The organism is Pseudomonas sp. GL-B-19, from assembly GCF_019956415.1.
In the GTDB taxonomy this organism is placed as follows: domain Bacteria; phylum Pseudomonadota; class Gammaproteobacteria; order Pseudomonadales; family Pseudomonadaceae; genus Aquipseudomonas.
Genome location: NZ_JAHBDK010000042.1, coordinates 38,366 through 52,510 on the forward strand (window position 1 = coordinate 38,366; position 14,145 = coordinate 52,510).

The following is a 14,145-nucleotide window of genomic DNA, read 5'->3' on the forward strand; positions in this document are numbered from 1 at the left end:
CGTTCCCTTATTGGTAGACGTCGTGCTTGTGTGCTTTGGATGCAGGCTGCTGCTGCGACGACTTGGCCTGCTCGACAGGGTCCAGGTTTTCGTCTGGCAAATACAGCGGGCCTTTTTGACCACAGGCCGATAATAAGCAGGCAAAAGCGACGAGCGAAGCGAGCGCAGCAAAGGACGAGATCAGGCGCTTCATGGCGAAATCCTTGAAAATGCGTTAATTGCGCCGGAGTATACCGGCCACCCGACAGCTTGCCTATGCGATGGGGCTCCCGTCCGGCGGGGCTTCGCACGATGCTGGTCAGCCATGCACAATCCCTGTAGGAGCGGGCTTGCCCGCGAAAGCGATAGTTCAGTCAACAAAGATATTGAATGTGCCGGCCTCTTCGCGAGCAGGCTCGCTCCCACAAGTACAGTGCTTACCGTATCGATATCGACGCTGGGTCGTTATCCTTTGCAATCACTGGGGCTCGCCCGTATCTTGCGGCGCTTGAGCGAGAACAGACACTTTTTGAGGTTGCCGCAATGAGTTTGACCGAAGCCCGTTTCCACGATCTGGTCGATGCCACCCAGCAGACGCTGGAAGATATTTTCGACGAAAGTGGCCTGGATATTGATCTGGAGAGCTCGGCCGGTGTGCTGAGCGTGAAATTCGAAAACGGCAGCCAGTTGATCTTCAGTCGACAGGAACCGCTGCGTCAGCTGTGGCTGGCAGCTGTGTCCGGTGGTTTCCACTTCGACTATGACGAAGAGAGCGAGCGCTGGATGTGCGACAAGAGCGAAGAGCAACTGGGCGAAATGCTGGAGCGCATCGTCAAGCAGCAAGCTGACGTCGAACTCGATTTCGAAGGTCTGTGAGATCGTGACCGAGCCTGCCGTCGTTCGCCCGCCCAAGCCGCTCTACAGCAATGTCAGCCCGGCGGTGCCTTCGCCGTGCAGCGGTGTGTGCCGGCTGGACGAGCAAAAGGTTTGCCTGGGGTGTTTTCGCCATGTCGAAGACATCCGCGAATGGCGCTCGGCGGATGATGAACGGCGGCGCGTTATTTGTGCGCAGGCGGTCCAGCGCAAATCTTGCGTCTGACGCATAACCTTGTGGGAGCGAGCAGGCTCGCTCCCACAAGGTCTCTCTGTGTCATTTACAATTTCCACCTGTCGGCACCGTGGTCGCGCCTGACTTGTATATTTATTGAGCTGTGATAGTGTCCAGAAACGCCTCAACCCATCGAGGCTCCGTGAAAACCCCGTCTTTTTCTGGCGGGGTTTTGCTTTTTCTGCGCAGAAGAAAGGAGTCTGCCTCAATCATGACCGCACCTTCCATCACCCTTACTCGTCTGGACGTGCAACGTCTGGAGCGCCTTATCGACAGCCTGGATGACACGCTGCCGGGCGTTATTGCGCTGCAAACCGAACTGGATCGCGCCGATGCCGTGGTCGGTCACGACGAAGTGCCTGCCGATGTCGTGACCATGAACTCCCGTGTGCATTGCCGTGAAGAAAGCAGTGGCAAGGACTATCACTTGACCTTGGTTTATCCCAAGAATGCCAACGCCGACGAAGGCAAGATTTCCATTCTGGCGCCGGTCGGCAGTGCGTTGCTGGGTCTCAAGGTCGGTCAGCACATCGACTGGCCGGCTCCGGGCGGCAAGACTCTCAAGCTGACGTTGCTGGAAGTCGAATCACAGCCGGCCAATGGCGGCGATTTCCCGGAATAACGCTCCTCAGACCTGTTCGAGCGCCTCGTTTAACGAGCGCTCCAGGTCGGCCTTATAGCGCAGGTACAGATTGCTGGAACTCTGACCGTCACCGATCAGGCCCGAGAGGTCCAGGTCGGTGATGTAGCAGCGATAACGTTCCGTTTCGCGACGCTGCTCGACGATTTCTTGCGCGACCACGCTGAACAGTTGGTCGCCATGCTCCAGCTCTGAAAACTCTCGCTGATTGCAATACAACGTTACCTGCACCTTGCCCGGTGCGGCTTTGCCGATGATCGCCTGCACGTCGTAGAACGGCTTGTTGACTGGCGTTTGCGGCGCTGGCCGCACTTCAACCCGGCGCGCCCGCCCGGGGCCGGACGGCAGCAGTTGGTAATACAGCGTGTCCAGGCTCAAGGGCTGCGCGGCGTCCATCGGCAACAAGGCATCGCGCCGATATTGGATCGATTGCAGGAAACGTTGCAGCGGCACCAACAGACTTTGTTCGTCGTGATAGGGCAAGCGTTGTTGCCACAGCGCATTGAATTCATCCAGAACGTAGAGGTCGGCCTGATCCTCGTTGATTCTGTAGAACACCTGAATGCACTCGGGCTGACCCATCGGCAGGATCAGCGCGAGGTCGTGGTCTTCCAGCGCCATCGGGTCCAGGTGCAGCGGGCTGTACTCTGCCAGTTCCTCCCCCAGGTAATCGATCAGCGCCGGCAAGGTGGCGATGGCGACGTGATGAACCTGGCCTGGCACCAACTCCAGCACGTGATAGTGCTGTTGGACCTGTATCAGGTAACGGTGATTGAGGTTGCTCAGCAGCAGGTTCTGCGCGGTGTCGATCACCTCTTCAACCCGTCGGGCAATGAACTGCGCACGGTTATGGCAGAAACAGCGAACCCGTAGTTTGGGCTGCTGTGGTCTGCTCGGCAGATTGTTGAGATAAGCGCTCAGGCAGTCGAGCAATGCGTGAGGGCCGTCGTAGCGGCTGACCAGCACTTCGTTCCAGCTGTTGAGCGTGACCTGGTCCAGTGTCAGCACCAGGTTCTCGCGGACCCCGGCATAGCTCAGGGAGTCGGTGCGCTCGGTGGTCATCAGGATGTTCAAGTCGCGATGGTGCTTGAGCGGATCGACGCCAACGTTCACCAGAATCAGCACCTCGCTCGGTACGCTGGCGCGCAGCAAAGGCTCCTCTGCGACGGTAGGCAGGGGTAGCGCGATGCTCTGTTGCAGGCTGCCGAGGAGGTTGAACAGTTCGAACTCGCTCAGGTCGCTGGTTCCGGGGTGCAGGGCGAGCCGCGTGCTGCTGTCGATCACGCCATTGCGGTGGCACCAGGTCAGGAGTTCCAGTAGTTGGCGGCTGCGCTTGATCGGCGCGAAATGCTCCCACTCCTGAGCAGTCAGGCTGCCGTTGTACAAACCCCATTGGGTTTGCCCCGGCTCTTTCTTGTTGGGTGCCTGCACCAGCGTCAGCGTGTCTTCGGCCAGGTCCGGGGCGATGCCCGGGTTGATGAATTCGACCTTGTCGGCCTTGCGCTCAAAAGCCGCATACAGCCGGCGACCCAACACGTTGAGGTCGCGCTTGTTGATCAGGCTGGCGGTGCGTTCAGTGCGGGCGAACTGGGTCAGGAAGCGGTAGCTGTAATTCAGTTCGTTGACCAGCGCGCGGCGTTCGGCGCTGACCTGGCGCACTTTCCATTGGCTGCGGCTATCGAGCAGCGCCAGTTGCCGTTGATCCCAGCCCCATTCCTGAGCCAGCCGCTCAAGCAATGAGCGTTGCCAACTTTGAGTGCGGCTGTTGCCGGTGAGTTTGCGATTGACCTTCAAGTACAGCGCGCGGCGCACCAATTCCAGCCGTTCCGGTTCGCCCCGAGTCATGAGGTATTCCTCGATGCGCCGGTAGACCACGATGTAAGGGTCCAGCTCGTCGAGGTCCAGTTGATTGGCGAATACGGCTTGCTTGAAACGCAGGCTCAGGCAATGAACCTTCGGGTGTTCGCTGGCGTAGACCTCGGTCAGCAGCAGTTTGAGCACCGACTTGTAGGGCGACTCGATGCCCTTGAACAACTGCCAGAGCCCGGCGCCGATGAATTCGCCGGGAGGAATGTAGGCCAGATGCCCCAGGTCCAGGCTTTCATCGGCACGAATGAAGCGTTTGGACAGGAGCGTGTGGGTATATCGGTCGTAGGCTGATTCTTCGTAGACCGGCACTAGCCACCAGATGGGTGTGCGGCCCGCCAGCCAGATGGCGGTGCGGTAGAACTCGTCCAGCAGCAAGTAGTGCTGGGTGGTGCCGCAGTCTTCGGAACTCAACCGGGAGTCACGCTCGCCAAGAACGAAGCGCGTTGGGTCGATCAGGAAGAAATGCGCCTCGGCACCCTGGCTGGCGGCCCAGATCTCCAGTAGCTGGCACTTTTTACGCAGCTCGGCGAGTTCGCTTTCGCTGAGGTCCGGCGCATGACAGACCCAAACGTCCATGTCGCTTTGATCGGCTTGAGCCAGCGTGCCAAGGCTACCCATCAGGAACAGGCCGTGGATCGGTCGCGGCGGATTGCTGCCGTGGCGCGGTTTGTAAGAGAACGAGCGGGTCAGGCGTTGCGCTTCAGCGAGGGCATTGGCATCCGGCTCGAAGTTCGACAGCCCGGCCGGCGTGCTGCCGGAAACATACCCCGGCAATAACGGATGATTAACGTGGAAAAACAGCGGTAGCAGTGTCAGCACCGTTTGCTGGCGGGTCGACAACCCTTCCATGGCCCGGGCCATGCGACCTTCATTAAGCTTTAGAAAGCGTGCACGCAGTTGGCTGAGAACCTTGCGGTCGATTCCCTCGTCCAGATCAGGGCGGATTTCATGGGTGCGGGTCATGTCAGCTCAAACCGGCTCGCGAGGCTCGGAAGTGGGGTCGGCAGATGAGGGGCAGTTTAGCGCCTCGGGCCTGGCACTTTTAAGCTGAATTTGGATTTTGACGTCAGATTTATATCGAGGGTCGACGGCGGGTCACCGGGTTTGCCCGCGGAAATCCCGTCGCTGGGGTTTCCGTGGGCGATGCGGTGAACTTCAGGCAGTTTCTTCGACGCTCAGGATGGTCAGCACTGTTTGCACATTTTGCGCGGCGTCACGCCCCAGGCTGGTCAGATAACCGCCATCGGGCTGGTCGATCAGGTCTTTTTCGAAAAGGCGTTTGGCAGCGGCGATGTGTTTCGGGGCAGCGGTCTGATGAATTTTCAAACCTTCCTGGGAACTGTCCAGGTTGAAGAGTGCGAGGACTTCCAGTTCGGCAACCAACTCAGGGGTAAGCGACATAAGGACTCCAGACTTTCTAGGAATTGGACGACAGCGCCTCTAAGGTGAGCCCACTTGTGCGGCATGTCCAGTGCCTGCATCAGGGTTTTTTCACCTCGGGAAGCATTCCCCGGCAGTGGTGCGGCAGCGGGGTGCTGTAGGAGCAAGGCTTGCCCGCGATTGTCGCACCGCGATCTGTCAGATGAATCGTGTCATCGTTCATCGTAGGCAAGCCTTGCTCCTGCCGGCTTCTGGCTTACTTCTTTTCCGGTGGCAATTCCGGCAGCGCACGCAGCGCAGTTTCGTACCATTCAGTATTGAACGCGCGGTCTTCTTCGAGGATCGCGTCGATTTCTACCGCTAAAACGTGGGCCATCAGGTTGAGGATTTCCTCGCGCTCGTAACCGACCAGCGTCAGCTTGTTGAAAGTTGCCTTGGCCGCAGGCGGATTGTCGCTTTCGATCTGGTTTTCGATGGCTTCGATCAGGGTGTTTTCGGCGAACTCTTCTTCGTCGATTTCGTCGTTGTTGATGCCGGGGGTTGGCTCGCTCATGGCAGGCTCCTCAAGTTAAGGCGGCCAGTTTACCTGCATTCAGCGCTGTGATGCTGCTGGCAAGAATCGCCCGGGCGTTCTATAAAACAGGACTGCCAACCCCGCACGGCCTGGAGGCTATGTGATGCTCAAGCTTTATGGATTTTGCGTCAGCAACTACTACAACATGGTGAAACTGGCACTGCTGGAGAAGGGGCTGTCGTTCGAAGAGGTGCCGTTTTATGGCGGCACCACCCCGCAAGCACTGGCCGTCAGCCCGCGCGGCAAGGTGCCAGTGCTGCACACCGAGCAAGGTTTCATCAACGAAACCGCGGTGATTCTTGAATACATCGAACAAAGCCAGCAAGGCACGCCGCTGTTGCCGAGCGATCATTTCGAGCGTGCCCAGGTGCTGGCGCTGGCCAAGGAAATCGAGCTGTACATCGAGTTACCGGGACGCATGTGCTACGGCGAGGCGTTTTTTGGCATGCAGGTGCCGGAGGCGATCAAGGAAAGGACCCAAACCGAGTTGCTGCTGGGGTTTGCCTCGTTGGCCCGGCACGGCAAGTTCGCCCCTTATGTGGCGGGCGACAGCCTGAGCATTGCCGACGTTTATTTCCTATATAGCGTGCCGTTGGCGTGTGCGGTGGGGCAGAAACTGTTTGGCCTGGATTTGTTGGCCGAGATGCCAGCGGCCAAGGCGCTGTTGGAGCGTCTGGGAGAGAATCCGAATGTGCAGCGGATTGCGGCGGACAAGGAAGCGGCGATGCCAGCGTTTATGGCGATGATCGCGTCCAAAAAGTAGGTTTTATAGTGTTCTGAAGTCAGTCATCGTCGGAACGCCGCCCGGAGCCGGCTTGCTCCCACATTAGATCTCCAGTGAGCACAGATTTTGTGAACACCAAAGATCCCCTGTGGGAGCGAGCCTGCTCGCGAAGCTTTTAGCGGCTGGCGAGCAAAGCCTGGCCGCGAACCACTGCCAGCTTGACCTGTGCCGGCGCAGTGCCGCCGATATGGTTGCGCGCATTGACCGAACCTTCCAGGGTCAGCACGGCAAACACGTCCTGATCAATCTGGTCGCTGAATTTGCGCAGCTCTTCCAGGCTCATTTCCGCCAGATCTTTACCACTTTCCACACCGTACTTCACGGCATGACCAACGATTTCGTGGCAGTCACGAAACGGCAGGCCACGGCGCACCAGGTAGTCGGCCAGGTCGGTGGCGGTGGAGAACCCGCGTAGCGCTGCTTCACGCATCATCGCGTGCTTGGGTTTGATCGCCGGGATCATGTCGGCAAAGGCCCGCAACGAGTCGCGCAAGGTATCAGCGGCGTCGAACAGCGGCTCTTTGTCTTCCTGGTTGTCCTTGTTGTAGGCCAGCGGCTGACCCTTCATCAAGGTCAGCAAGCCCATCAGCGCGCCGAAGACACGGCCGGACTTGCCGCGAACCAGTTCTGGCACGTCGGGGTTTTTCTTTTGCGGCATGATCGAGCTGCCGGTGCAGAAACGGTCTGGCAGATCGATGAACTGGAACTGCGCGCTGGTCCACAGCACCAGTTCTTCGGAGAAGCGCGACAGGTGCATCATCGCGATGCTTGCCGCCGAGCAGAACTCGATGGCGAAGTCACGATCGGACACGTTGTCCAGCGAGTTGCCGCCGACGGCGTCGAAGCCCAGCAGCTGCGCGGTGTATTCGCGGTCGATCGGGTAGGTGGTACCGGCGAGCGCGGCGCTGCCCAATGGCATGCGGTTGGTGCGCTTGCGGCAGTCGACCAGACGCTCGTAGTCGCGGCTGAGCATTTCGAACCAGGCCAGCATGTGGTGCCCGAAGGTCACGGGCTGCGCGGTTTGCAGGTGGGTGAAACCGGGCATGATGCTACCGGCTTCGCGCTCGGCCTGCTCCAGCAAGCCTTTTTGCAGGCGGGTAATTTCGCCCAGGATCAGGTCGATCTCGTCACGCAGCCACAGGCGAATGTCGGTGGCAACCTGATCGTTACGACTGCGGCCGGTGTGCAGCTTCTTACCGGTGACGCCGATGCGATCGGTCAGGCGCGCCTCGATGTTCATGTGCACGTCTTCGAGGTCGATGCGCCAGTCGAATTGACCGGCCTCGATTTCACCCTGGATGGTGTTCAGGCCATCGATGATGCTGTCGCGCTCGGCATCGGTCAGCACGCCGACCTTGGCCAGCATGCTGGCGTGGGCGATCGAGCCCATGATGTCGTGGCGATACAGGCGCTGGTCGAAAGTGACGGAGGCGGTGAAGCGGGCGACGAAGGCGTCGACGGGTTCACTGAAGCGGCCGCCCCAGGACTGATTGGTCTTGTCAGTGCTCATGAATTCGCTCGTATCGGCTGGAGAAAAGTGACGTTGAAAGCTGTCGCGGATAATAACAGGGTTGCCAATCCTGTCGCTGACACTGGTCGATACGTTTTTTTCTTATACCTCGGTCCATACTCAAGGTAAGTCTTTGCGAAATTGCGCAACGATATTTGTCAATTGAGCAATATCGTCCCGGCAACCGTCTACAGTTGGACAGTAGTATCCGCGCACTTCTTGGTGCAACAACCGACTATAAGAAGAGGGGGTGTTCATATTGTGTATCGGCAAACCCTACGGCGATCCCTCGCTAACGCGGGCCAGAGCCTCCGATCACGCGGCAGTTGAAAATTTAGCCGCCGATTACGCGGCACTTTTTGGCCCTCGCGCTAGTCTTAGCGTGGATCGCGGTGACGGACGTCACTTCACCTGTCTACGCTATCCTTGTGCGAGACTCACGCAGGAATCCAGCGCAATATGAATGTCCTGATCGTTGATGACGAACCCTTGGCCCGCGAGCGCCTGAGCCGAATGGTCGGCGAACTCGAGGGATACAGTGTCCTGGAGCCCAGCGCCACGAACGGCGAAGAGGCGTTGGCTCTTATCGACAGTCACAAGCCGGATATCGTGCTGCTCGATATCCGCATGCCAGGCCTCGATGGCCTGCAAGTGGCTGCGCGGTTGTGTGAACGCGAAACTCCGCCCGCGGTGGTGTTTTGTGCAGGACCCGATGAATTTGCCGTGGAAGCCTTACAGGCCAGCGCCGTAGGCTATGTGGTGAAACCAGTGCGTACTGAACATCTTCACGAAGCATTAAAGAAAGCCGAGCGACCCAACCGTATCCAGCTCGCTGCCCTGACACGCCCCGCCGCCGAAAGTGGCAGCGGTCCCCGTAGCCACATTAGCGCGCGAACCCGCAAGGGGATCGAGCTGATCCCGTTGGATCAGGTGGTGTACTTCATTGCCGATCACAAATACGTGACCTTGCGCCACGAAGGCGGCGAAGTGTTGCTGGATGAGCCGCTGAAGGCCCTTGAGGATGAGTTTGGCGACCGATTCGTGCGTATCCACCGCAACGCTCTGGTCGCCCGCGAGCGCATCGAACGCCTGCAGCGCACGCCTCTGGGGCATTTCCAGCTGTTCCTTAAAGGCTTGAACGGTGACGCATTGATCGTCAGCCGGCGGCATGTGGCCGGCGTGCGCAAGATGATGCAGCAGCTTTAAACCGCCATTTACCGGCGAATTTTACACCCGCTTGCAGGACGTCAAGGCCAGGGAGGCCACGCAGTTTCTGATACAAGTCAAAGTGGATTTGGCTGAGCTGTTATTATCCGCCGTATCTATTCAGTACGGATTGATCCATGTCCACTCGCGAAATCCGCATCGCCACCCGCAAAAGTGCCCTGGCCCTATGGCAGGCCGAGCACGTCAAAGCCCGTCTGGAAGAGGCCCATCCCGGTCTGCTCGTGACGTTGGTACCCATGGTCAGTCGCGGCGACAAGCTGCTGGACTCGCCACTGTCGAAAATCGGCGGCAAGGGCCTGTTCGTCAAAGAACTGGAAACCGCGCTGCTGGACAACGAAGCCGACATCGCTGTGCACTCCATGAAAGATGTGCCGATGGACTTCCCCGAAAACCTCGGCCTGTTTTGCATCTGCGAGCGTGAAGACCCGCGCGATGCTTTCGTCTCCAACACCTACGCCAGCCTGGACGAATTGCCAAAGGGCAGCATCGTCGGTACCTCCAGCCTGCGTCGTCAGGCACAGTTGCTGACCCACCGTCCGGATCTGGAAATCCGTTTCCTGCGTGGCAACGTCAATACGCGCCTGGCCAAGCTCGATGCCGGTGAATACGACGCCATCATCCTCGCCGCCGCTGGCCTGATTCGCCTGGGCTTCGAAGACCGCATTACGTCGGCGATCAGCGTTGACGACAGCTTGCCGGCCGGTGGCCAGGGCGCAGTCGGTATCGAATGCCGCACGGCGGACAGCGAAATTCATGCCTTGTTGGCGCCGTTGCATCATCAGGACACCGCCACTCGCGTGACCGCCGAACGTGCGCTTAACAAACATTTGAATGGCGGTTGCCAGGTGCCGATCGCCTGCTATGCCGTGCTGGAAGGCGACCAGATCTGGTTGCGTGGTCTGGTCGGTGACCCAAGTGGCGGTCTGTTGCTCAGTGCCGAGGCCCGCGCGCCACGCGCCGACGCCGAATCCTTGGGCATACAAGTGGCCGAAGACCTTTTGAGCCAGGGCGCTGACGATATTCTGAAAGCGGTTTATGGCGAGGCAGGTCACGAGTGACGGGTTGGCGCTTGCTGCTGACGCGCCCTGCGGATGAGTCCGCGGCACTGAGCGATATTCTTGCGCAAGCGGGGATATTCAGCAGTTGCTTGCCGCTTTTGGAAATCGAGCCGATTCCAGTCTCTGACACAATGTGCGCGGCGATTCAGAGGCTGGATCGTTTTTGCGCGGTGATCGTGGTCAGTAAACCCGCGGCCAGAATCGGCGTCGAACTGGTCAGCCAGTATTGGCCGAATCCCCCTGCGCTGAAGTGGTTCAGTGTAGGCGCCGCCACCGCGCAAATCCTTGAAGACGGCGGGCTGGACGTGATCTGTCCAGCCGAAGGTGATGACAGCGAAGCATTGCTTGAGCTTGCGCAGTTGCGCGAGGCTATCATCCGGCCCGATCCGCGAGTGTTGATCATGCGCGGGGAGGGCGGGCGCGAACTCCTGGCTGAGCGTTTGCGCGAGCTTGGTGCTAGTGTCGAGTATCTGGAGTTGTACCGCCGCGGCCTGCCTCACTACCCGCTGGCGGCACTGCCTGACCGGATCGAAGCGGAACGCTTGAACGCGCTGGTGGTCAGCAGTGGGCAAGGTTTTGAGTATCTGCATCAACTGGCCGGCGCTGCCTGGCCACAATTGGCGCGGTTGCCGTTGTTTGTTCCAAGCCCCAGGGTCGCCGAGCTGGCACGTGCTGCCGGGGCCCAAACAGTTGTGGATTGTCGTGGCGCCAGCGCCGCGGCATTGCTGACGGCGTTGCGGGAGCATCCCGAACCCGTTCTCTAACGCAAAGGATGGATACGTGAGCGAAACTGCCTTGCCTAAAGATGACGCCCGGTCGGTACTCGATGCGCCGGTTGAAGCACCGGTTGAAACTGCACCGCCTGCCGCCGTGCAGCGCCCAGGCAATGGGCTGGCAATCGTCGCGCTGTTGCTCGGCGCTGCCGGTGTTGCGGTGGGTGGTTGGGGCGTCTGGCAGGTGCGTCACCTGCAGGCCTATAACCAGCAGCAACTGGCTCAGGTACAGGCGCTGAACGATCAGGCGCAAAACCTCAAGCTCAATGAGCAACGCATTAGCGCACGCCTGGAGCAGTTGCCTGCCGTTGATGAACTGGAAGCGCGCGCCCGTCTGGTGACACAGTTGCAGGGCGATCAACAGCGCCTGAACCAGCGCCTGGAAACCGTCCTCGGTGCCAGCCGCAAGGACTGGCGTCTGGCCGAGGCCGAGCACTTGCTGCGGCTGGCCAGCCTGCGTCTGTCGGCATTGCAGGACATCAGCAGCGCCCAGGCGCTGGTGCAGGGTGCCGACGAAATTCTCCGTGACCAAAACGATCCGGGCTCCTTCGCCGCTCGCGAGCAAGTAGCCAAAACCCTGGTGGCGTTGCGCAGCACCGAGCAGCCGGATCGCACCGGGTTGTTCCTGCGACTGGGCGCTTTGCGTGATCAGGTGATCGACCTGACCGAGCTTGCGCCCGAGTACAAGGACCGGGGTGATTCGCTGCTGGGCCTGACTGCCGATGGCGACGGTGCCAGTCGTTGGGCGCAGTGGTGGGATCAGATCTCTCGCTACATCCGCATCGACTTCAACGCTGACAAAAATGTTCGGCCACTGTTGGCCGGGCAGAGCCTGAGCCAGGTGCGTCTTGCCCTGAGCCTGGCACTGGAGCAGGCGCAATGGGCCGCGCTCAATGGCCAGGCAGCGGTTTACACCCAGTCGCTGGCGGAAGCACGGGATGTGTTGACCGGCAACTTCAACCCGGACAATCCCCAGAGCAAAGTGATGCTCGAGCAGGTGGGTGAATTGAGCAAACAACGGGTCACGGTCGTGACGCCGGATCTGACCGGTACGCTAAGCGCTGTCCAGGGTTATCTGGAGCGACGTAACGTCAACGCCGAAGACTCGATCAAGCCGATGGCTAAACCGGCTGCAGATACCGTTCAGGAGGCAACGCCATGAAACGCCTCTATGTGGTCGTGTTCCTGGTGATCGCCGCTGCTGCTGCGCTGGGATTGGCGATTGCCGAGCATGCAGGTTACGTGCTGATTGCCTACAAGAGCTTTCGTTACGAATCGAGCCTGTGGGCGACCCTGGCGTTGGTCGCGGTATTGTGGCTGGTGTTCTGGGGCATCAAGGTGTTGATTGAGCTGGTGATGACCTCCAGCGGCGTGGTCAATCCCTGGTCGCGCCGTAATCGCAGCCGTCGGGTGCAAGTGGCAATCGAGCACGGTCAGTTGGATTTGGCAGAAGGTCGCTGGGCGAGTGCGCAGCGTCATTTGCAGCGGGCTGCCGAAGCCGAGCGTCAACCATTGCTCTTTTACCTGGGCGCTGCTCGTGCCGCAAACGAACAAGGTCATTACGAAGAAAGCGACAACTTGCTGGAGCGTGCACTCGAGCGCCAGCCGCAGGCTGAATTGGCGATTGCCTTGAATCACGCTCAATTGCAGACCGACCGTGGCGACACCGACAGCGCCTTGGCAACGCTTCAGGTCATGCATGAACGTCATCCCCATAACGCCCAGATGTTGCGCCAGTTACAGCGCCTGCTGCAGCAGCGGGGTGACTGGTCGGCGGTGATTCGCCTGTTGCCCGAGCTGCGCAAGGATAAAGTCCTGCCGCCCGCCGAACTGGCCGAACTGGAGCGCCGTGCGTGGGGCGAAAACCTGTCTCTGGCGGCGCATCAGGAAGAGGACGGCAAGGTCGGTTTGCAATCACTCGGTCGCGCTTGGCAGCAGCTCACCTCGGCTCAGCGCCAGGAGCCTCAACTGGTGCTGGCCTATGCCGAGCAGCTGCGGCAGCTGGGCGCGCAGGTCGAAGCGGAAGAGGTGTTGCGCACCGCCCTCAAGCGCAATTACGACAGCCATCTGGCGCGTCTGTATGGGCTGGTTCGCGGCAGCGATCCGGCTCGGCAGCTACAGACTGCCGAGGGCTGGCTCAAAGGTCATCCGGGCGACCCAAGCCTGTTGCTGACATTGGGCCGCTTGTGTCTGCAAAACAGTTTGTGGGGCAAGGCGCGAGATTATCTGGAAAGCAGCCTGCGGGTTCAACGCAATCCGGAAGCCTGTGCAGAATTGGCGCGATTGCTGGCGCAACTGGGTGACACTGAACGCAGTAATCAGCTGTTTCAAGAAGGGCTCGGGATGCTTGACGAGCGCCTGCTGGCGGCACCGCTTCCGGCGCTGGCTCACGCGTGAAGTGCTGAGCAAGGGGCGCTCAAAGGGCGCTCCGAAGGCTTAAAAGTCGCCGCGTGTTTAGCTTTGTAGTCCCTTGTCGGCATCGTCCTACAGTGGACTACATCAATTCCTCTCGACGCTGTCGGGAATTCCCTACACTTCTGGTGAAGTGTCCGTGCCGGCCTGCCTTGAAAGGCTGGCGCGCTTTCCTCTACCGTAACCACCTGTCTCTACTGGTACGGAAAAGCCATGTCTTTGGCCTGCTCACGCTCCTTGTTTTTCATGATTTTCATTACAGGCTCCCTGGCCTTGGGTGTTTCCTTTTACCTGGAATATGCGGTCGGACTCAGACCTTGCGGCTTGTGCCTTTTGCAGCGTCTTTGCCTGGTGTTACTAACGGGTGTTTGCCTGACGGCCTCCGTGCAAGGGCCCGGGCGTTTTGGATCATTCCTGTATTGGTTGCTCGGATTTTTCTGCAGCCTCGCGGGAACGATTACGGCGTGGCGGCAGATTTTGTTGCAGAGTGATCCTTTGCATGAGTTATCGACATGTCCGCCCAACCTGGAAGCGGCGTACGAGAACATGCCCTGGTTATGCCAGGTCACGCAGATGTTCCAAGGGGACGCCGATTGTGCCGAGATTTCCTGGACGTTATTCGATCTGAGCGTTCCGGAATGGAGTCTGTTGCTCTTTGTAGCGATGACGATTCTGGGGATTTATCAGTTGCTGCACATCGTCTGGCTTGCGTGTGAGCGACCGCTCAGCGGCGAGTCGTCGCACCGGGTGCAATTGAGCGATTAAACACTTGTATGAACTTTATCTGCTGCGTACCTTGAAGCCACAGCCGCGCGGGCATAATCTGGCCCG

Annotated in this window: 15 protein-coding genes and 1 pseudogene; 11 read left to right on the forward strand and 5 right to left on the reverse strand. The window is 59.4% G+C overall.

What is annotated here, in order from left to right; translation table 11 throughout:
• Window positions 1–7 precede the first annotated feature (7 nt).
• On the reverse strand, window positions 8–193 hold the full coding sequence (gene lptM, locus KGB06_RS17240; protein WP_223517756.1) for an LPS translocon maturation chaperone LptM: 186 nt from the start codon (window positions 191–193) through the stop codon (window positions 8–10).
• Between the two features lie 329 nt (window positions 194–522).
• Here lptM and cyaY point away from each other — a divergent pair, with 329 nt between their 5' ends.
• The 3 genes from cyaY to rnk all read left to right on the forward strand — a co-directional run bounded on the left by cyaY (window position 523) and on the right by rnk (window position 1,709).
• Complete coding sequence (gene cyaY, locus KGB06_RS17245) at window positions 523–855, forward strand: iron donor protein CyaY (protein ID WP_223517763.1); 333 nt, start codon at window positions 523–525, stop codon at window positions 853–855.
• Window positions 856–859: 4 nt separating this feature from the next.
• Window positions 860–1,078: a DUF1289 domain-containing protein gene (locus KGB06_RS17250; protein ID WP_223517764.1), complete on the forward strand. Its 219-nt coding sequence runs from the start codon at window positions 860–862 to the stop codon at window positions 1,076–1,078.
• Window positions 1,079–1,298: 220 nt separating this feature from the next.
• Window positions 1,299–1,709, forward strand: coding sequence for a nucleoside diphosphate kinase regulator (gene rnk, locus KGB06_RS17255; protein WP_223517765.1), 411 nt, complete (start codon window positions 1,299–1,301; stop codon window positions 1,707–1,709).
• A gap of 6 nt (window positions 1,710–1,715) precedes the next feature.
• Here the strand turns inward: rnk and KGB06_RS17260 are convergent, their stop codons facing one another.
• The 3 genes from KGB06_RS17260 to KGB06_RS17270 form a co-directional block, all read right to left on the reverse strand.
• A complete protein-coding gene (locus KGB06_RS17260; protein WP_223517766.1) occupies window positions 1,716–4,559 on the reverse strand; it encodes a class I adenylate cyclase in 2,844 nt (947 codons plus the stop codon).
• Window positions 4,560–4,751: 192 nt separating this feature from the next.
• Window positions 4,752–4,997, reverse strand: coding sequence for a TIGR02647 family protein (locus KGB06_RS17265; RefSeq protein WP_223517767.1), 246 nt, complete (start codon window positions 4,995–4,997; stop codon window positions 4,752–4,754).
• A 235-nt stretch (window positions 4,998–5,232) separates the two neighbouring features.
• Window positions 5,233–5,529, reverse strand: a complete 297-nt coding sequence (locus KGB06_RS17270; RefSeq protein ID WP_223517769.1) for a hypothetical protein — start codon at window positions 5,527–5,529, stop codon at window positions 5,233–5,235.
• A gap of 124 nt (window positions 5,530–5,653) precedes the next feature.
• Between KGB06_RS17270 and KGB06_RS17275 the strand changes: the two genes are divergently transcribed.
• On the forward strand, window positions 5,654–6,313 hold the full coding sequence (locus KGB06_RS17275) for a glutathione S-transferase family protein (protein WP_223517770.1): 660 nt from the start codon (window positions 5,654–5,656) through the stop codon (window positions 6,311–6,313).
• 136 nt (window positions 6,314–6,449) lie between these two features.
• Here the strand turns inward: KGB06_RS17275 and argH are convergent, their stop codons facing one another.
• Entirely contained in the window at window positions 6,450–7,844 is a 1,395-nt protein-coding gene (gene argH / locus KGB06_RS17280; RefSeq protein WP_223517772.1) for an argininosuccinate lyase, read from the reverse strand.
• Between the two features lie 346 nt (window positions 7,845–8,190).
• Between argH and KGB06_RS30120 the strand changes: the two are divergent.
• From KGB06_RS30120 to KGB06_RS17310, 7 genes and pseudogenes are all read left to right on the forward strand, one after another.
• Window positions 8,191–8,307: pseudogene (locus KGB06_RS30120) on the forward strand (sensor histidine kinase); the annotation flags it as partial.
• Window positions 8,304–9,050, forward strand: coding sequence for a LytR/AlgR family response regulator transcription factor (locus KGB06_RS17285; RefSeq protein WP_007942384.1), 747 nt, complete (start codon window positions 8,304–8,306; stop codon window positions 9,048–9,050). The pseudogene KGB06_RS30120 and the gene KGB06_RS17285, both read left to right, overlap by 4 nt.
• Window positions 9,051–9,187: 137 nt before the next feature.
• On the forward strand, window positions 9,188–10,129 hold the full coding sequence (gene hemC, locus KGB06_RS17290; protein WP_223517773.1) for a hydroxymethylbilane synthase: 942 nt from the start codon (window positions 9,188–9,190) through the stop codon (window positions 10,127–10,129).
• A complete protein-coding gene (locus tag KGB06_RS17295) occupies window positions 10,126–10,893 on the forward strand; it encodes a uroporphyrinogen-III synthase (protein ID WP_223517774.1) in 768 nt (255 codons plus the stop codon). The genes hemC and KGB06_RS17295 overlap by 4 nt, the downstream gene beginning before the upstream one ends.
• A gap of 16 nt (window positions 10,894–10,909) precedes the next feature.
• Window positions 10,910–12,064 carry a uroporphyrinogen-III C-methyltransferase gene (locus tag KGB06_RS17300; protein WP_223517775.1) on the forward strand — a complete coding sequence of 385 codons (1,155 nt, stop codon included), beginning with the start codon at window positions 10,910–10,912 and terminating at the stop codon, window positions 12,062–12,064.
• Entirely contained in the window at window positions 12,061–13,299 is a 1,239-nt protein-coding gene (locus KGB06_RS17305; protein WP_223517776.1) for a heme biosynthesis protein HemY, read from the forward strand. The genes KGB06_RS17300 and KGB06_RS17305 overlap by 4 nt, the downstream gene beginning before the upstream one ends.
• Before the next feature lie 228 nt (window positions 13,300–13,527).
• On the forward strand, window positions 13,528–14,079 hold the full coding sequence (locus tag KGB06_RS17310) for a disulfide bond formation protein B (protein ID WP_223517777.1): 552 nt from the start codon (window positions 13,528–13,530) through the stop codon (window positions 14,077–14,079).
• The last annotated feature ends 66 nt before the right edge of the window (window positions 14,080–14,145 follow it).

Bases quoted from the DNA above. Each gene is read 5' to 3' on its own strand.
- lptM (WP_223517756.1), bottom strand. From the start codon at position 193: ATGAAGCGCCTGATCTCGTCCTTTGCTGCGCTCGCTTCGCTCGTCGCT.
- cyaY (WP_223517763.1), top strand. From the start codon at position 523: ATGAGTTTGACCGAAGCCCGTTTCCACGATCTGGTCGATGCCACCCAG.
- rnk (WP_223517765.1), top strand. From the start codon at position 1,299: ATGACCGCACCTTCCATCACCCTTACTCGTCTGGACGTGCAACGTCTG.
- KGB06_RS17260 (WP_223517766.1), bottom strand. From the start codon at position 4,559: ATGACCCGCACCCATGAAATCCGCCCTGATCTGGACGAGGGAATCGAC.
- KGB06_RS17265 (WP_223517767.1), bottom strand. From the start codon at position 4,997: ATGTCGCTTACCCCTGAGTTGGTTGCCGAACTGGAAGTCCTCGCACTC.
- KGB06_RS17270 (WP_223517769.1), bottom strand. From the start codon at position 5,529: ATGAGCGAGCCAACCCCCGGCATCAACAACGACGAAATCGACGAAGAA.
- KGB06_RS17275 (WP_223517770.1), top strand. From the start codon at position 5,654: ATGCTCAAGCTTTATGGATTTTGCGTCAGCAACTACTACAACATGGTG.
- argH (WP_223517772.1), bottom strand. From the start codon at position 7,844: ATGAGCACTGACAAGACCAATCAGTCCTGGGGCGGCCGCTTCAGTGAA.
- KGB06_RS17285 (WP_007942384.1), top strand. From the start codon at position 8,304: ATGAATGTCCTGATCGTTGATGACGAACCCTTGGCCCGCGAGCGCCTG.
- hemC (WP_223517773.1), top strand. From the start codon at position 9,188: ATGTCCACTCGCGAAATCCGCATCGCCACCCGCAAAAGTGCCCTGGCC.
- KGB06_RS17305 (WP_223517776.1), top strand. From the start codon at position 12,061: ATGAAACGCCTCTATGTGGTCGTGTTCCTGGTGATCGCCGCTGCTGCT.
- KGB06_RS17310 (WP_223517777.1), top strand. From the start codon at position 13,528: ATGTCTTTGGCCTGCTCACGCTCCTTGTTTTTCATGATTTTCATTACA.